The 14,877-nt window shown below is 71.2% G+C and carries 11 protein-coding genes; 7 read left to right on the top strand and 4 right to left on the bottom strand.

Annotated features, from left to right (window positions below; genetic code table 11):
* Window positions 1-41 precede the first annotated feature (41 nt).
* On the bottom strand, window positions 42-305 hold the full coding sequence (locus QQS41_RS05800) for a hypothetical protein (RefSeq protein ID WP_448851700.1): 264 nt from the start codon (window positions 303-305) through the stop codon (window positions 42-44).
* Between the two features lie 261 nt (window positions 306-566).
* Between QQS41_RS05800 and QQS41_RS05795 the strand changes: the two genes are divergently transcribed.
* Window positions 567-833, top strand: a complete 267-nt coding sequence (locus tag QQS41_RS05795) for a DUF6767 domain-containing protein (protein WP_448851699.1) — start codon at window positions 567-569, stop codon at window positions 831-833.
* Between the two features lie 75 nt (window positions 834-908).
* On the opposite strand, the gene ramB is transcribed toward QQS41_RS05795, so the two are convergent.
* Window positions 909-2,351 carry an acetate metabolism transcriptional regulator RamB gene (ramB, locus tag QQS41_RS05790; protein ID WP_448851698.1) on the bottom strand — a complete coding sequence of 481 codons (1,443 nt, stop codon included), beginning with the start codon at window positions 2,349-2,351 and terminating at the stop codon, window positions 909-911.
* 169 nt (window positions 2,352-2,520) lie between these two features.
* Window positions 2,521-3,816 (bottom strand): isocitrate lyase, encoded by a 1,296-nt coding sequence (gene aceA, locus QQS41_RS05785; protein ID WP_448851697.1) that lies wholly within the window; start codon window positions 3,814-3,816, stop codon window positions 2,521-2,523.
* Window positions 3,817-4,621: 805 nt separating this feature from the next.
* Here aceA and QQS41_RS05780 point away from each other — a divergent pair.
* The gene (locus QQS41_RS05780; protein WP_448851696.1) at window positions 4,622-6,829 is read left to right on the top strand and encodes a malate synthase G; all 2,208 of its coding nucleotides are present in this window, start codon (window positions 4,622-4,624) and stop codon (window positions 6,827-6,829) included.
* A gap of 225 nt (window positions 6,830-7,054) precedes the next feature.
* Here QQS41_RS05780 and QQS41_RS05775 read toward each other — a convergent pair whose 3' ends face one another.
* A complete protein-coding gene (locus tag QQS41_RS05775; RefSeq protein WP_448851695.1) occupies window positions 7,055-7,411 on the bottom strand; it encodes a hypothetical protein in 357 nt (118 codons plus the stop codon).
* Window positions 7,412-7,486: 75 nt separating this feature from the next.
* Between QQS41_RS05775 and QQS41_RS05770 the strand changes: the two genes are divergently transcribed.
* The 5 genes from QQS41_RS05770 to QQS41_RS05750 all read left to right on the top strand — a co-directional run bounded on the left by QQS41_RS05770 (window position 7,487) and on the right by QQS41_RS05750 (window position 14,833).
* The gene (locus QQS41_RS05770) at window positions 7,487-8,218 is read left to right on the top strand and encodes an HAD family hydrolase (protein ID WP_448851694.1); all 732 of its coding nucleotides are present in this window, start codon (window positions 7,487-7,489) and stop codon (window positions 8,216-8,218) included.
* Window positions 8,219-8,328: 110 nt separating this feature from the next.
* Window positions 8,329-10,887, top strand: a complete 2,559-nt coding sequence (locus QQS41_RS05765) for a glycoside hydrolase family 65 protein (RefSeq protein WP_448851989.1) — start codon at window positions 8,329-8,331, stop codon at window positions 10,885-10,887.
* 409 nt (window positions 10,888-11,296) lie between these two features.
* Window positions 11,297-12,040 (top strand): succinate dehydrogenase cytochrome b subunit, encoded by a 744-nt coding sequence (locus tag QQS41_RS05760; RefSeq protein WP_448851693.1) that lies wholly within the window; start codon window positions 11,297-11,299, stop codon window positions 12,038-12,040.
* A 19-nt stretch (window positions 12,041-12,059) separates the two neighbouring features.
* Window positions 12,060-14,084 carry a fumarate reductase/succinate dehydrogenase flavoprotein subunit gene (locus QQS41_RS05755; protein ID WP_448851692.1) on the top strand — a complete coding sequence of 675 codons (2,025 nt, stop codon included), beginning with the start codon at window positions 12,060-12,062 and terminating at the stop codon, window positions 14,082-14,084.
* Window positions 14,084-14,833: a succinate dehydrogenase/fumarate reductase iron-sulfur subunit gene (locus QQS41_RS05750; protein WP_448851691.1), complete on the top strand. Its 750-nt coding sequence runs from the start codon at window positions 14,084-14,086 to the stop codon at window positions 14,831-14,833. The genes QQS41_RS05755 and QQS41_RS05750 overlap by 1 nt, the downstream gene beginning before the upstream one ends.
* The last annotated feature ends 44 nt before the right edge of the window (window positions 14,834-14,877 follow it).

Here is a 14,877-nt window from a genome sequence, read left to right as displayed (position 1 = left end):
TTGCGTGACGACGCCCGCCGCCCCGGCTCCCCGCCCGCGGCTCAGCCGAGGACGCCGGCCTGCTCCACGAGGAGCCACGCCGCCGGCGCCACGAGGGTGGCCGCCGCGCCCGCGACGATGAGGGGCCGCCTGCCGGCGAGGAAACCGAGCGTCACGGCCAGCAGGCCCAGCAGGGCGCCGGGGACGAGGAGCTCGCCCAGCGGCGGCCCGCCCGCGATGACCGCGGCGATCGTGCCGATGACCGTGAGCGCCGAGGCCACGGCGGAGGTGAGGAACAGTGCCTGGTCCGTCGTCTCCGGGGACATGACGCGTCCACCGCCTTCCCGTGGGGCGGCAGCGTCCGCCCCGTCGTCGTGTCCGGACCACGCTACGGCCCCGGACCGGCCGCGACCAGGGGCGGCGGCGGATCCTTGCGGAACGTTTATGCCCCCCCCCGGGGGAGGGCCGGGGCGATGGACGCGCGGTGCGCGTGCGCGGCCCTCGGCGGGCGCGGCGGCCGGGGCGGGGCGTACCGTGGACGAGGACGGGCGCGGCGCACGGCCGCGCCCCGCAGGGAGGAGGAGCGCATGGCGGAGCACGCGGGACCGAGGGGGAGCGGCGCCGCCGGCGCCCGGCCCGGCGGGCGGCGCCGCCGCGTCCCGCAGGCGAAGTGCCCCGTCCGCGCCGGCGAGTACTGCACCGCCTGCCAGCCCGGCACCTCCGGCCCCGAGGACTGCCAGCTGGTGCTCATGGTCCGGGAGGACCCGGAGCTCGCCGAGATGATGCGCGAGATGAACGCCGCGCACCGGAAGGCCCGCCGGGAGGCCCGCACCGCGGGCACCGCGCGCGGCTAGGGCGCGGCCGCGGGCGGGTCCCGTCGTCACGCACGCGCTGCGCAACCCCGCGCGACCCGGCGCGCGCCGGCGGCGTCAGTACGGCGCGACCGAGGAGCGGTGCATGTTGACGTCGATGGCCCGGTGGATCGGCGGGAACGCCCGCTGCGGGCAGTCGTCGCGCGAGCACACGCGGCAGCCGGCGCCGATGGGCGTCGCCGCGTCCTCGTCCGACAGATCCAGGCCGTCGGCGTAGACCGTCCGCTCCGCGTGGCGGGCCTCGCAGCCCAGGCCGATCGCGAACATCTTCCCCGGCCGGTTGAACCGCGCCGCGTGGTGCTCCACCGTGCGGCTGATCCACAGGTAGGTCCGCCCGTCCGGCATGAGCGCCACCTGGCGCATCACCTTGCCGGGGTAGCTGAACGTCTCGTACACGTTCCACAGCGGGCACGTGCCGCCCGAATGCGTGAAGTGGAAGCCCGTCGCCGACTGGCGCTTCGACATGTTGCCCGCGCGGTCGACGCGCACGAACGTGAACGGGATGCCGCGCAGGCCCGGCCGCTGCATCGTCGACAGGCGGTGGCAGATCGTCTCGTAGCCCACCCCGTAATGCCGCGACAGCTGCTCGATGTCGTACCGGTTGCGCTCCGCGGCGGCGTGGAAGTCCTCGTATGGCAGCATCAGCGCCGCCCCGAAGTACGTCGCGACGCCCCGGATCGCCAGCTTCCGCGACTCCTCCGACGTGAAGTGCCCGTCGGCCACCGAGCCGCGGATGACGTCGCCGTACTCGAAGTAGCCCAGCTCCGTCGCCATGCGAAACGCCTTCTGCCCCGGCGACAGGTGCCGCGCCAGCGTCAGCTCCCCCGTGCGCGGGTCGAAGCTGTGCTGCACGTCCCCGAAGTCCGCGTCGTAGGAGATGCGCACCCCGTGCCGCTCCCGCAGCCGGTCCGCCAGCAGGGCCTCCACGTCCGCGTCGACGTCGGCGACGCCCAGCTCCCGGGCCAGCGCCTCCGCCCCCGCGTCGACGTCCGCCAGGTAGTTCTGCCGCTCGTAGAAGTAGTCCCGGACCTCCTCGTGCGGCATCGTCAGCGCCTGCGCGCCCGGCCGCACCCCGCCCTCGCCGGAGCCGTCGGCGGCCGTGCCGTCGAAGCGCCCCTCCGTCGCCAGCGACAGCTTGTCCGTCACGTTGCGGTACCGGCGGTGCACGTCCACCATCGTCCGGGCGATCTCCGGGTGGTTGCGCACCAGATCCGAGATCTCCCGCAGATCCACCGGCGACCGGGAGATCTCCTTGTCCAGGATGACGTCCTGCACCTCCGCCAGCAGGCGGGAGTCGTCGTCGCGGGAGAAGAACGTGGCGTCGACGCCGAACGTCTCCGTGATCCGCAGCAGCACCGGCACCGTCAGCGGGCGCACGTCGTGCTCGATCTGGTTGACGTAGCTCGCGGACAGGCCGAGCGCCTGCGCGAGCGCCGCCTGGCTCATGTCCCGCTCGCGCCGCAGTTGGCGCAGGCGGGACCCCACGTACGTCTTGGACATGGCCCCGAGGCTACCCGGGGCCCCGCGCACCCCGCGCCGGGATCCCCGGGAAGGGGCGGGAACACGCGGACGGGCCCCCGTCCGGCGCAGTGCCGGGCGGGGGCCCGTTCGGGTCGTTCCGCGTCGGGCGCCCGTCACGCGGACGGGGCCGGACGAGCCGGGAGGCGGCTTAGTGGAACTGGCCCTCCTCGGTGGAGCCCTTCAGGGCGGTGGTGGAGGAGTTCGGGTCGACCGTGGTGGCGATCTTGTCGAAGTAGCCGGCGCCGACCTCGCGCTGGTGCTTGACGGCGGTGAAGCCGCGCTCCTTGGCCGCCTCGAACTCGCGGTTCTGCAGGTCGACGAAGGCGGTCATCTGCTCGCGGGCGTAGCCGTAGGCCAGGTCGAACATGGAGTAGTTCAGGGCGTGGAAGCCGGCCAGGGTGATGAACTGGAACTTGAAGCCCATGGCGCCCAGCTCGTTCTGGAACTTGGCGATCTCGTCCTTCTCCAGGTGAGCGGACCAGTTGAAGGACGGGGAGCAGTTGTAGGCCAGCAGCTGGTCCGGGAACTCCTCGCGGACGCCCTCGGCGAACTTCTTGGCGAGCTCGAGGTCCGGGGTGCCGGTCTCCATCCAGATCATGTCCGCGTACGGGGCGTAGGACTTCGCGCGGGCGATGCAGGGCTCGAGGCCGTTCTGCACGTGGTAGTAGCCCTCGGCGGTGCGCTCGCCGGTGATGAACGGCTTGTCGCGGTCATCGACGTCGGAGGTGATCAGGGTGGCGGCCTCGGCGTCGGTGCGGGCGACGACGACGGTCGGGGTGTTCGCGACGTCGGCGGCCAGGCGGGCCGAGTTCAGGGTGCGGATGTGCTGCTGGGTCGGGATGAGGACCTTGCCGCCCAGGTGGCCGCACTTCTTCTCGGAGGCCAGCTGGTCCTCCCAGTGGGTGCCGGCGGCGCCGGCGGCGATCATGGCCTTCTGCAGCTCGTAGACGTTCAGGGCGCCGCCGAAGCCGGCCTCGCCGTCCGCGACGATCGGGACGAGCCAGTTGTCGACGGAGTCGTCGCCCTCGACGCGGGCGATCTCGTCGGCGCGCAGCAGGGCGTTGTTGATGCGGCGGACGACCTGCGGCACGGAGTTGGCCGGGTACAGGGACTGGTCCGGGTAGGTCTGGGCGGCCAGGTTGGCGTCGCCGGCGACCTGCCAGCCGGAGAGGTAGACGGCCTTCAGGCCGGCGCGGACCTGCTGGACGGCCTGGTTGCCGGTCAGGGCGCCCAGGGCGTTGATGTAGCCGTCGCCCTCGGCGGTGATGGCGTCGAACAGGATCTCGGCGCCGCGGCGGGCGAGGGTGTTCTCCTCGACGACGGAGCCCTGGAGCTCGGCCACCTGCTCGGCGGTGTAGTTGCGCTCGATGCCCTTCCAGCGCGGGTTCTCGTCCCAGTCCTTCTGGATTTCCTCGACGGTGCGGGCCTTGCCGACGTTCGACATATCCGGTGTCACTTCCTTTTCATGCGGGATGCAGGGGAGCGGTGCCCTGGCGTTCATCGCCCGGGCTGCCAGGTGAGTGGCCGTGATCACCCGACGGCGTGCACCGCGTCAAACGCGGAGCCGTCGGGTGCTCTGATTCACATCATGGTGACGGCCCGGGGGAGCGTCAAGCGTAACGGGCTTGTTAATTTCCGCGGGCGCCGCCCGCACGGTTGCGAAGATTGCGAACGGTCCCGATCCAGTACCTCCGGCCAAAACCGCAGTTGAGGGCGTTCACCGCGTGAGACCTGCGATTTTTCCGTGGTGTGGAACACATTTCCCCTCACCCCCGCAACGCGGGACCGGGCCACGAACTTCGCAGCCGTCGCTTTTGGACCGGGGCCGGGTGGGGGTGCCGGGGGTGTTTATCGGAGCATATCCTCCGCGGTCCCCGGCGGCCCCGGTCGCCGGCCGCCCCGCGCCGCCTCCGGGCCCGCCGCCCGCGCCCGCCCCCGGCGCGCCGCCGCCGACCCGCCCGCGCCCCGGCGGCCGCCGCGGCGGACCTCGAAACCGCACGTCGCGGCGGGCGCCGCACCGGGCGCGGCAGCCGTCGCAAAGCAACCCCCGCACCCGGTCGGCCACGGCGCCGCGCCCCGCGCGCCGCAACCCCGCACCCCCGCCGCGCACCCCGCGCCACCCGCCGCGATCCGGCCCCCGCGGCCCCGGGCGAGGGGGAATCCCCGTCACTTCCGCCGCCGCGCGTAACCGGGATCACATAGGGTGTGGCCCCAGAACCGCAAGACACCCGTCTTCACAGAGGAGAGAAATGACCGAGCGCATCACCGCCGGCGGCCTCCAGGTCGCCAAGGTCCTGTACGACTTCGTCAACGACACTGCGCTGCCGGCCGCCGGCATCGAGGACAAGGAGGCGTTCTGGCAGGGCTTCGGCGACATCGTCGCCAAGCACACCCCGCGCAACGCCGAGCTCCTCGCCGTCCGCGACGAGCTGCAGGCCAAGCTCGACGACTGGTACCGCGAGAACCCGGGCAAGCAGGACCACGACGCCTACGTCGCGTTCCTCAAGGAGATCGGCTACCTCGTCGACGAGCCGGGCGACTACCAGGTCACCACCGCCAACGTCGACGACGAGATCACCGTCACCGCCGGCCCGCAGCTGGTCGTCCCGGTCCTCAACGCCCGCTTCGCCATCAACGCCGCCAACGCGCGCTGGGGCTCCCTCTACGACGCCCTGTACGGCACCAACGCCATCTCCGAGGAGGGCGGCGCCGAGAAGGACACCCCGGGCTACAACAAGGTCCGCGGCGACCGCGTCATCGCCTGGGGCCGCGACTTCCTGGACAAGGCCGTCCCGCTGGTCGACGGCTCCCACGCCGACGCCGAGGGCTACGCCATCGCCGACGGCCGCTTCGTCGCCACCGTGAACGGCGAGCAGGTCGGCCTGCGCGAGCCGGAGGTCCTCGCCGGCTACACCGGCGAGCTGGAGAACCCGTCCTCCATCTACCTCAAGCACAACGGCCTGCACATCCAGATCCTCATCGACGCCGAGTCCCCGGTCGGCAAGACCGACAAGGCCGGCGTCAAGGACATCTTCCTGGAGGCCGCGGTCACCAACATCATGGACCTCGAGGACTCCGTCGCCGCGGTCGACGCCGCGGACAAGACCCTCGGCTACACCAACTGGCTGGGCCTGAACGTCGGCGACCTCGAGCTCGACATCATGAAGGGCGGCAAGCCCGCCAAGCGCGCCATCAACGACGACCGTGAGTACACCGACCTCGAGGGCAACACGCAGGTCCTGCACGGCCGCTCCCTCAACCTGGTCCGCAACGTCGGCCACCTGATGCGCAACCCCGCGATCCTCGACCGCGACGGCAACGAGATCTTCGAGGGCATCATGGACGCGGTCATCACCCCGATCTGCGCCATCCCGGGCCTCGACCAGGACAACAAGCGCAAGAACTCCCGCACCGGCTCCATCTACATCGTGAAGCCGAAGCAGCACGGCCCCGACGAGGTCGCGTTCACCAACGCCCTCTTCGCGGACGTCGAGGACCTGCTGGGCCTCGAGCGCAACACCATGAAGGTCGGCCTCATGGACGAGGAGCGCCGCACCTCCGTCAACCTCGACGCCTGCATCAAGGAGGTCTCGGAGCGCGTGGTGTTCATCAACACCGGCTTCATGGACCGCACCGGCGACGAGATCCACACCTCCATGCAGGCGGGCCCGGTCTACCGCAAGGCCGTCCAGAAGACCGCCCCGTGGATGCTGGCCTACGAGGACAACAACGTCGACGCCGGCCTGGCGCACGGCCTGCAGGGCAAGGCGCAGATCGGCAAGGGCATGTGGGCCATGACCGAGCAGATGGCCGAGCTGCTGGAGCAGAAGATCGGCCAGCCGAAGCAGGGCGCCTCCACCGCGTGGGTGCCGTCCCCGACCGGCGCCGTGCTGCACGCGACCCACTACCACGAGGTCGACGTCTTCGGCGTCCAGGACAAGCTCATGACCGAGGGCCGCCGCGACACCAAGGCCGACCTGCTGACCATCCCGGTCGACGCCGCGAAGGCCGGCGAGCCGGGCGCCGACTGGTCGGACGACGAGAAGCAGAACGAGCTGGACAACAACTGCCAGTCGATCCTCGGCTACGTCATCCGCTGGGTCGAGCAGGGCGTCGGCTGCTCCAAGGTGCCGGACATCAACGACGTCGACCTGATGGAGGACCGCGCCACGCTGCGCATCTCCTCCCAGACCCTGGCGAACTGGCTGACCCACGGCGTCGTGTCCGAGGAGCAGATCATCGACTCCCTCAAGCGCATGGCCGAGGTCGTCGACCGCCAGAACGAGGGCGACGAGGCGTACCTGCCGATGGCCGCGGACTTCGACAAGTCCATCGGCTGGCAGGCCGCGAAGGAGCTCATCCTGGAGGGCACGAAGCAGCCGTCCGGCTACACCGAGCCGATCCTCCACCGCTCCCGCCTGGCGTTCAAGGAGCGCGAGGGCATCGACCAGGACTAGTCCCGGCCGCATCTGACGCGCTCCGCGCCGCCCGTCCCTGACGGGCGCGGGCCGCCGCGGTCCCTCCCCCTCGGGGGCGGGGCCGCGGCGGCCTTTTCCGTGCGCGGGTGCGCGGGTGCGCGGGTGCGCGGGTGCGCGGGTGCGCGGGTGCGTGCGGTGCGCGGCTTACGTCGTTGCTGTGCGACGGCACCCGCGCCGGCTCCCCGGGCGCGATCCCCGGCGGCGTCAGACTCCGACGACCGCGAACGCGACGAAGAACAGCACCGTCACGCCGAGCGCGGCGGCGGGGATGACGACGCGCTGGGCGCGGGTGCCCAGGCCGGTCCACAGGCCGGCGCCGAGGATGGCGGCGGCCTCGAGCACGACCATGCCGCAGAACAGCGCGAGCAGCGTACGCTGCCCCTCGGGGACGAGGACGTAGCGCATCAGCAGCTGCAGCGCGGGGGCGGTGACGGCGAGGAGGACCAGCAGGTCACCGAAGCGGCGCGACCGCTCCTCGTCGTCCCCGTCCGCGGCCGGGTCGTGGCCGCCGGCGCGGGAGGTTCCGGAGGGCCTGCGGGACCGGGGCGCGTCAGTGCTCATGGGGCGGAGGATACCCCCGTCCCGCTAGGCTGGGACGCGCCCCACGTCCCCGACGCAGTGAAGGACATTTCGCCCATGACGACGGACGCCGCAGCGGACCTCGCCGAATACGGCGCGGTCCTGTTCGACCTCGACGGCGTGCTCACGCCGACCGCCGACATCCACGAGGCCGCGTGGGGGGACATGTTCTCCGCGTTCCTCGAGGCCCGCGGGGCGGAGCCCTACACGGGCGCCGACTACTTCGAGCACCTCGACGGCCGCCGCCGCGACGAGGGCATCCGGGCGCTGCTCGCCTCCCGCGGCATCGAGCTGCCCGACGGGTCGGAGGACGACTCCCCGGAGGACGACACGGTCGTCGGCCTGGGCAAGCGCAAGAACCGCGACTTCCTGGCCCGCGTCGCCGCCGGCGTCGAGCCCTACCCGGGCTCCGTCGCGCTGCTGGACCGGCTGGCCGCGGCCGAGGACGGCCCGGCGGTCGCCGTCGTCAGCTCCTCCCGCAACGCGGTGCCCGTGCTGCGCGCCGCCGGCCTGCTCGACCGCTTCCCCGTCATCGTCGACGGGGAGGTCGCGCACGCCGAGGGCCTGCCCGGCAAGCCCGCCCCCGACACCTACCTCGCGGCGGCGGGGAAGCTCGGCGTGCCGGCCTCCCGCGCCGTCGTCGTGGAGGACGCGCTGTCCGGCGTCCGCTCCGGCGCGGCCGGGGACTTCGGCCTCGTCGTCGGCGTCGACCGCGGCGCCGGCCGCGACGAGCTGCTGGCCGCCGGCGCCGACGTCGTCGTCGCCGACCTGGGGGAGCTGGTCCGATGAGCGCCGACGAGACCCACGTGGACCCCGAGGCCGGCGCCCGCGCCAACGACGAGGAGCAGGACGAGGCCGCCGAGATGGCCGCCGCGCAGGCCGCGCCGTACGTCGACGGCATGGCCTCGGCCGCCGCGGCCGCGTCGTCCAACACCTCCGAGCGCCGCCGCCGCGCCCGCCGCGACTTCCCGGCCGGCCGCGCCGACAGCCACCATCACCTCGTCGACGCCGAGGGCCTGATGAACCGCGACGTCACCCCGGCCGACGAGTGGCGCCTGACGGAGGCGGTGCCGCAGGGCCTGCCGCTCGGCCTCGCCGAGACGCTGTTCGCCCTGTCCAACGGCTACATCGGCATGCGCGCCAACCCGCCGGAGGGCCGCGACTCCGCCGAGCACGGCACCTACATCAACGGCCTGCACGAGACGTGGTCCATCCGCCACGCGGAGGACGCCTACGGCCTGGCGCGCGAGGGCCAGACCATCATCAACGCCCCCGACGCGAAGGCGATGCGCCTCTACGTCGACGACGAGCCGCTGCGCCTGGCCAACGCGGAGACCTTCGACTACGAGCGCTCCCTCGACTTCCGCGAGGGCGTCCTGCGCCGCTCCTTCGTGTGGCGCACCCCGGGCGGCAAGAAGGTCCGCGTCACCGCGGACCGGATGGTGTCGTTCCAGGAGAAGCACCTGGCGGTGATGAGCCTCGAGGTCGAGCTGCTCGACTCCGACGCCGCGATCGTCATCAACTCCCAGATCCTCAACCGCCAGGACGGCGAAGACGAGTACCACGACGCCGCCAACGCGCAGGGCCAGGAGATGGACCCGCGCCGCGGCGAGGCGCTGGAGGAGCGCGTCCTCATCCCGACGCTGCAGACCACCGACGAGACCGGCCGCGTGACGCTGGCCTACCGCTGCGCGCGCTCCGGCATGACCGTCGCCTGCGGCGCCGACCACGAGGTGACGGTGACCTCCCCGGACGGGGAGGAGCCGTACACGGAGATCGACGTCTCCGTCGGCGAGGACGCCGCGTCGGTGATGCACCACGTCAACGCCGTCAAGGGCACGGTCATCCGACTGGAGAAGTTCGTCGCCTACCACTCCTCCCGCCACGTCCACGGCGAGGAGCTGGCGTTCCGCTGCGCCCGCACGCTGAACCGCGCCCGCCGCGTCGGCCTGCGCACGCTGCAGGAGAACCAGCAGGAGTGGCTCGAGCGGTTCTGGGAGCGCTCCGACGTCGTCATCCACAACCGCCCCGAGCTGCAGCAGGCCGTGCGCTGGAACATCTTCCAGCTCATCCAGGCCTCCGCCCGGGCGGAGGTGCAGGGCGTGCCCGCCAAGGGCATGACCGGCACGGGCTACGGCGGCCACTACTTCTGGGACACGGAGATCTACGTCCTGCCGTTCCTCACCTACACGTCGCCGGCGCTGGCCCGGTCGGCGCTGCGGTTCCGCTACAACATGCTGGACGCGGCCCGCGATCGCGCGGACGAGCTGGCCCACGACGGCGCCCTGTTCCCGTGGCGCACCATCAACGGCATGGAGTCGTCGGCGTACTACGCGGCCGGTACGGCGCAGTACCACATCGACGCGGACATCGTGTACGCGCTGATGAAGTACGTCTACGCCACCGGCGACGTGGACTTCCTGCTGCGCGAGGGCATCGACCTGCTGGTCAACACCGCGCGGTTCTGGATGTCGCTGGGCTTCTTCAGCCCCGACCGGTCGGAGTTCCACATCCACTCCGTGACCGGCCCCGACGAGTACAACACCGTCGTGAACAACAACCTGTATACGAACGTCATGGCGCAGTTCAACCTCGACGCCGCGGCGGACGTCGTCAGGCAGATGCGCCGCGAGCGGCCCGAGGAGTTCCGCGCGGTCGTCCACCGCCACGACCTGGAGGAGGCGGAGGTCCTCGAGTGGGAGGAGGCCGCCTCCGCCATGTACGTCAACTTCAACGAGGAGCTGGGCATCCACCCGCAGGACGACCAGTTCCTGCTGCGCAAGCGGTGGAACCTCGACGACCCGGAGGAGGGGCCGAAGCGGCCGCTGCTGCTCTACTACCACCCGCTGACCATCTACCGGCACCAGGTGATCAAGCAGGCCGACGTCGTGCTGGCGCTCTACCTGCGCGGCGACCTGTTCACGATGGAGCAGAAGCGGGCGGACTACGACTACTACGACCCGCTGACGACGGGCGACTCGTCGCTGTCGGCGGTCGTCCAGTCGATCGTCGCCGCCGAGCTCGGCTACGGCGACAAGGCGATGGACTTCTTCCTCCGCGGCCTCTACGTCGACCTCGCCGACATGCACGGCAACACCGCCGACGGAGTGCACGTCGCCTCCGCCGGCGGCGTGTGGCAGTCCGTCGTGTGCGGCTTCGGCGGCTTCCGCGACCACGGCGGGCACTTCTCCATCGACCCGCGCCTGCCGGAGGGCTGGGACGGCCTGACCTACCGCGTCACCGTCCACGGCTGCCGCGTCCGCGTCACCGTCCGCGCCCGCACGGTGGAGGTCGTGCTGGAGGAGGGCGAGCACGCGGTCGGCCCGATCCGCGTCGGCGGCCACGACGTCGTCGTGGACCGGGAGCCGCTCACGGTCGTCGTCGGCGACTCCCGCGGTCCGTCGCGTGACGACGATCCGGGCGACGGCGGCGCCGATCCGGAGGGCGCCGCCGGGTAGCCGGGGGAGGCGCGCGGACGGGCCGCGGAGGCGCCGGATCGGGACGATTCGGGCCCGAAACGGCCCCCGCAAACGCCGCCGCCGGACCCGGACGGGGGAGACGACGCGGAACGCCGCGGACGGAGTGCACCGTCCGCGGCGTTTCCGCGTTCCCGCGGGGGAGGGGTCACCGGCGCATACGCGCACGTCGGGGGCTTGCGGACCGCGGGGCGGGGGATGGCGGGGGTGAAATGGTGCTGAAAACGGGTATTTCGGCCCCCTTCCGCCCCCGATTTCCAACCCAGGATCGCCTAACCTGAGAAAAAATGAGGCGAAATGGGGGGTGAACGTGAGATTCCCCACCTATATGGGGGTGGAATGGTGCCGTGGCCCTCAGGGAATTTAAAGTGAACGTGACACTGGAGGTGCCATGACTGTTACTAGTTCCAACCGTGACGCGATCGCGCACGGCAAAATCACGACGGATCCGCTCCGCGAGCGGCCGAAGTTCCCGTCCTGGGCCCTGAAGCTGACGATGGCCGTCACGGGCGTCATCTTCGGGCTCTTCGTCATCGTCCACATGGTGGGCAACCTGAAGATCTTCACCGGCGCGGAGCATTTCAACGCCTACGCCGAGTTCCTGCGCTCGGTCGGCTACCCGGCCGTCCCGAACGAGGGCGTGCTGTGGATCTTCCGCATCGTTCTGCTGGTCTCCCTGCTGCTGCACGTCTACGGCGCGTTCGCGCTGCACGGCCGCGGCCGCAAGTCCCGCGGCAAGTTCCGCCGCAAGGGCATGGTGTCCAGCTGGAACACCTTCACCGCGCGCTCGATGATCATCACCGGCGTCGTGCTGCTGGCGTTCATCGTCTTCCACATCCTGGACCTGACCCTGGGCGTCGCCCCGGCGGCCGCGGACGTGTTCGAGCACGGCGAGGCCTACGCCAACGTCGTCGCCTCGTTCAGCCGCCCGATCGTCGCCATCTGGTACATCATCGCCCAGCTGGCGCTGCTGCTGCACCTGTCCCACGGCCTGTGGACCGCGACCAGCGACCTCGGCATCACCGGCCACCGCTGGCGCAAGGTGCTCCTGTTCCTGTCCGGCGCGATCCCGCTGATCGTGGTCGTCGGCAACATCTCCATCCCCGTCGCCGTCCTGGCCGGCTGGGTCGGCTAAGGCGTAAGGAGTAGAGGAAATGTCTGAAGCCACTGCCATCACCCGGGACGAGGACTTCACGCATCCGGAGAGCTGCGTCGCCGGCGTCAAGCCGGGCAAGGTCCTGTCTGACAACAGCCCCGGCGGCAAGGTCCGCATGCGCGACCACTGGACCTACCAGAAGGACCACTACAACCTGGTCTCGCCGCTGAACCGCGCGAAGTTCCGCATCCTCGTCGTCGGCACCGGCCTCGCCGCCGGCGCGGCCGCCGCCGCCCTCGGCGAGCTCGGCTACGACGTGAAGGCCTTCACGTACCACGACGCCCCGCGTCGCGCGCACTCCATCGCCGCGCAGGGCGGCGTCAACTCCGCCCGCGGCAAGAAGGTCGACAACGACGGCACGTACCGCCTGGTCAAGGACGCGGTCAAGGGCGGCGACTTCCGCTGCCGCGAGAACGACTGCTGGCGCCTGGCCGAGGAGTCGGTGCGCGTCATCGACCACATGAACGCCATCGGCGCGCCGTTCGCCCGCGAGTACGGCGGCACCCTGGCCACCCGCTCCTTCGGCGGCGTCCAGGTGTCCCGCACCTACTACACCCGCGGCCAGACGGGCCAGCAGCTGCAGCTGTCGACGGCCTCCGCGCTCCAGCGCCAGGTCGGCCTGGGCAACGTCGAGATGTTCACCCACCACGACATGGTGGACCTCATCGTCGCCGACGGCCGCTGCCAGGGCGCGGTGTTCCGCAACCTCATCACCGGCGAGCTCACGGTCCACACCGCGCACGCGGTCATCCTGGGCACCGGCGGGTACGGCAACGTGTACCACATGTCCACGCTGGCCAAGAACTCGAACGCGTCCGCCATCATGCGCGCGTACGACCAGGGCGCGTACTTCGCGTCCCCGTCGTTCATCCAGTTCCACCCGACCGGCCTCCCGGTCAACGCCCACTGGCAGTCCAAGACCATCCTGATGTCGGAGTCCCTGCGCAACGACGCGCGCATCTGGACCCCGAAGGAGAAGGGCGACGACCGCGCCGCGAAGGACATCCCGGAGGACGAGCGCGACTACTTCCTGGAGCGCCGCTACCCGGCCTTCGGCAACCTGGTCCCGCGCGACGTCGCGTCCCGCGCCAACGCGCAGCAGATCAACGCCGGCTACGGCGTCGGCCCGCTGCACAACTCCGTGTACATGGATCTCGGCGACGCCATCGCCCGCCTGGGCAAGGACACCATCCGCGAGCGCTACTCCAACCTGATCCAGATGTACGAGGAGGCCATCGGCGAGGACCCGTACGAGGTCCCGATGCGCATCGCGCCGACCTGCCACTTCACCATGGGCGGCCTGTGGAGCGACTTCAACCAGATGACCTCCATCCCGGGCTTGTTCACCGGCGGCGAGTGCTCCTGGACCTACCACGGCGCCAACCGCCTGGGCGCCAACTCCCTCCTGTCGGCGTCGGTCGACGGCTGGTTCACCCTGCCGTTCTCCGTCCCGAACTACCTCGGCCCGCTGCTCGGCTCCGAGCGCCTGCCGGAGGAGGCCCCGGAGGCCCAGGCCGCGAAGGACCGCGCGCAGGCCCGCCTGGACAAGCTGATGTCCATCGGCGGCTCCCACGGCGCCGAGTACTTCCACCGCCAGCTGGGCGAGGAGCTGTACCGCGTCTGCGGCGTGGCCCGCAACACCAAGGACCTCGCGGAGGGCCTGGAGAACATCCGCCGCATCCGCGCGGACTTCTGGAGCGACCTGTTCATCCCGGGCGAGCAGCACGAGATGAACCAGCAGCTCGAGTACGCGGCCCGCGTGGCCGACTACCTGGACCTGGGCGAGCTCATGTGCATCGACGCCCTGGACCGCGACGAGTCCTGCGGCGCGCACTACCGCGAGGATCACATCGACGACGAGGGCGAGGCCGAGCGCGACGACGCCAACTGGTGCTTCGTCTCCGCGTGGGAGCGCGGCGACAACGGCCACCCCTGGGAGCTGAAGGACAACTGCGAGTTCATCCGCCACGCGGAGCCGCTGGTGTTCGACGAGGTCCCCCTGATGACGAGGAATTACAAGTAATGAAGCTGCATCTTGAAATCTGGAAGCAGGCCGGGCCGCAGTCGGAGGGGCACTACGAGTCGGTGGACGTCGACGACGCCGTCCCCGAGATGTCCATCCTCGAGCTGCTCGACCACGTGAACACCAAGTACGTCGAGTCCGGCCGCGAGCCCTTCGCGTTCGCGTCCGACTGCCGCGAGGGCATCTGCGGCACCTGCGGCCTGAACGTCAACGGCCGGCCGCACGGCCCGGGGCGCAACACCCCGGCGTGCCAGCAGCGCCTCCACCAGTTCAGCGACGGCGAAACCCTGAAGATCGAGCCGTTCCGCTCCGCGGCGTACCCGGTCATCAAGGACATGGTCGTGGACCGCTCCGCGCTGGACCGCGTGATGGAGAAGGGCGGCTTCGTGTCGGTCATGGCCGGCACCGCCCCCGACGCCGACACGCTGCACGTCAACCACGAGACCGCCGAGCGCGCGCTCGACCACGCCGCCTGCATCGGCTGCGGCGCCTGCGTCGCGGCCTGCCCGAACGGTGCTGCGCACCTGTTCACCGGCGCCAAGCTGGTGCACCTGTCGCTGCTGCCCATGGGCAAGCAGGAGCGCGGCAAGCGCGCCCGCAAGATGGTGGATCAGGTCGAGACGACCTTCGGCCCCTGCTCGCTGTACGGCGAGTGCGCCGAGGTCTGCCCGGCCGGCATCCCGCTGACCGCCGTCGCCGCCATCACCAAGGAGCGGGCCCGCGCGGCCTTCCGTTCCAAGGACGACTGACATCGGCTAAGCTGAGTAACCATTGAGCGGGTTCTAAGGAAGGA

This window comes from Corynebacterium sp. 335C (assembly GCF_053525695.1).
The sequence above is the reverse complement of the archived record's forward strand: the minus strand, read 5'-3'. Positions and strand labels throughout refer to the sequence as shown.

Bases quoted from the DNA above. Each gene is read 5' to 3' on its own strand.
- QQS41_RS05800 (WP_448851700.1), bottom strand. From the start codon at position 305: ATGTCCCCGGAGACGACGGACCAGGCACTGTTCCTCACCTCCGCCGTG.
- QQS41_RS05795 (WP_448851699.1), top strand. From the start codon at position 567: ATGGCGGAGCACGCGGGACCGAGGGGGAGCGGCGCCGCCGGCGCCCGG.
- ramB (WP_448851698.1), bottom strand. From the start codon at position 2,351: ATGTCCAAGACGTACGTGGGGTCCCGCCTGCGCCAACTGCGGCGCGAG.
- aceA (WP_448851697.1), bottom strand. From the start codon at position 3,816: ATGTCGAACGTCGGCAAGGCCCGCACCGTCGAGGAAATCCAGAAGGAC.
- QQS41_RS05780 (WP_448851696.1), top strand. From the start codon at position 4,622: ATGACCGAGCGCATCACCGCCGGCGGCCTCCAGGTCGCCAAGGTCCTG.
- QQS41_RS05775 (WP_448851695.1), bottom strand. From the start codon at position 7,411: ATGAGCACTGACGCGCCCCGGTCCCGCAGGCCCTCCGGAACCTCCCGC.
- QQS41_RS05770 (WP_448851694.1), top strand. From the start codon at position 7,487: ATGACGACGGACGCCGCAGCGGACCTCGCCGAATACGGCGCGGTCCTG.
- QQS41_RS05765 (WP_448851989.1), top strand. From the start codon at position 8,329: ATGGCCTCGGCCGCCGCGGCCGCGTCGTCCAACACCTCCGAGCGCCGC.
- QQS41_RS05760 (WP_448851693.1), top strand. From the start codon at position 11,297: ATGACTGTTACTAGTTCCAACCGTGACGCGATCGCGCACGGCAAAATC.
- QQS41_RS05755 (WP_448851692.1), top strand. From the start codon at position 12,060: ATGTCTGAAGCCACTGCCATCACCCGGGACGAGGACTTCACGCATCCG.
- QQS41_RS05750 (WP_448851691.1), top strand. From the start codon at position 14,084: ATGAAGCTGCATCTTGAAATCTGGAAGCAGGCCGGGCCGCAGTCGGAG.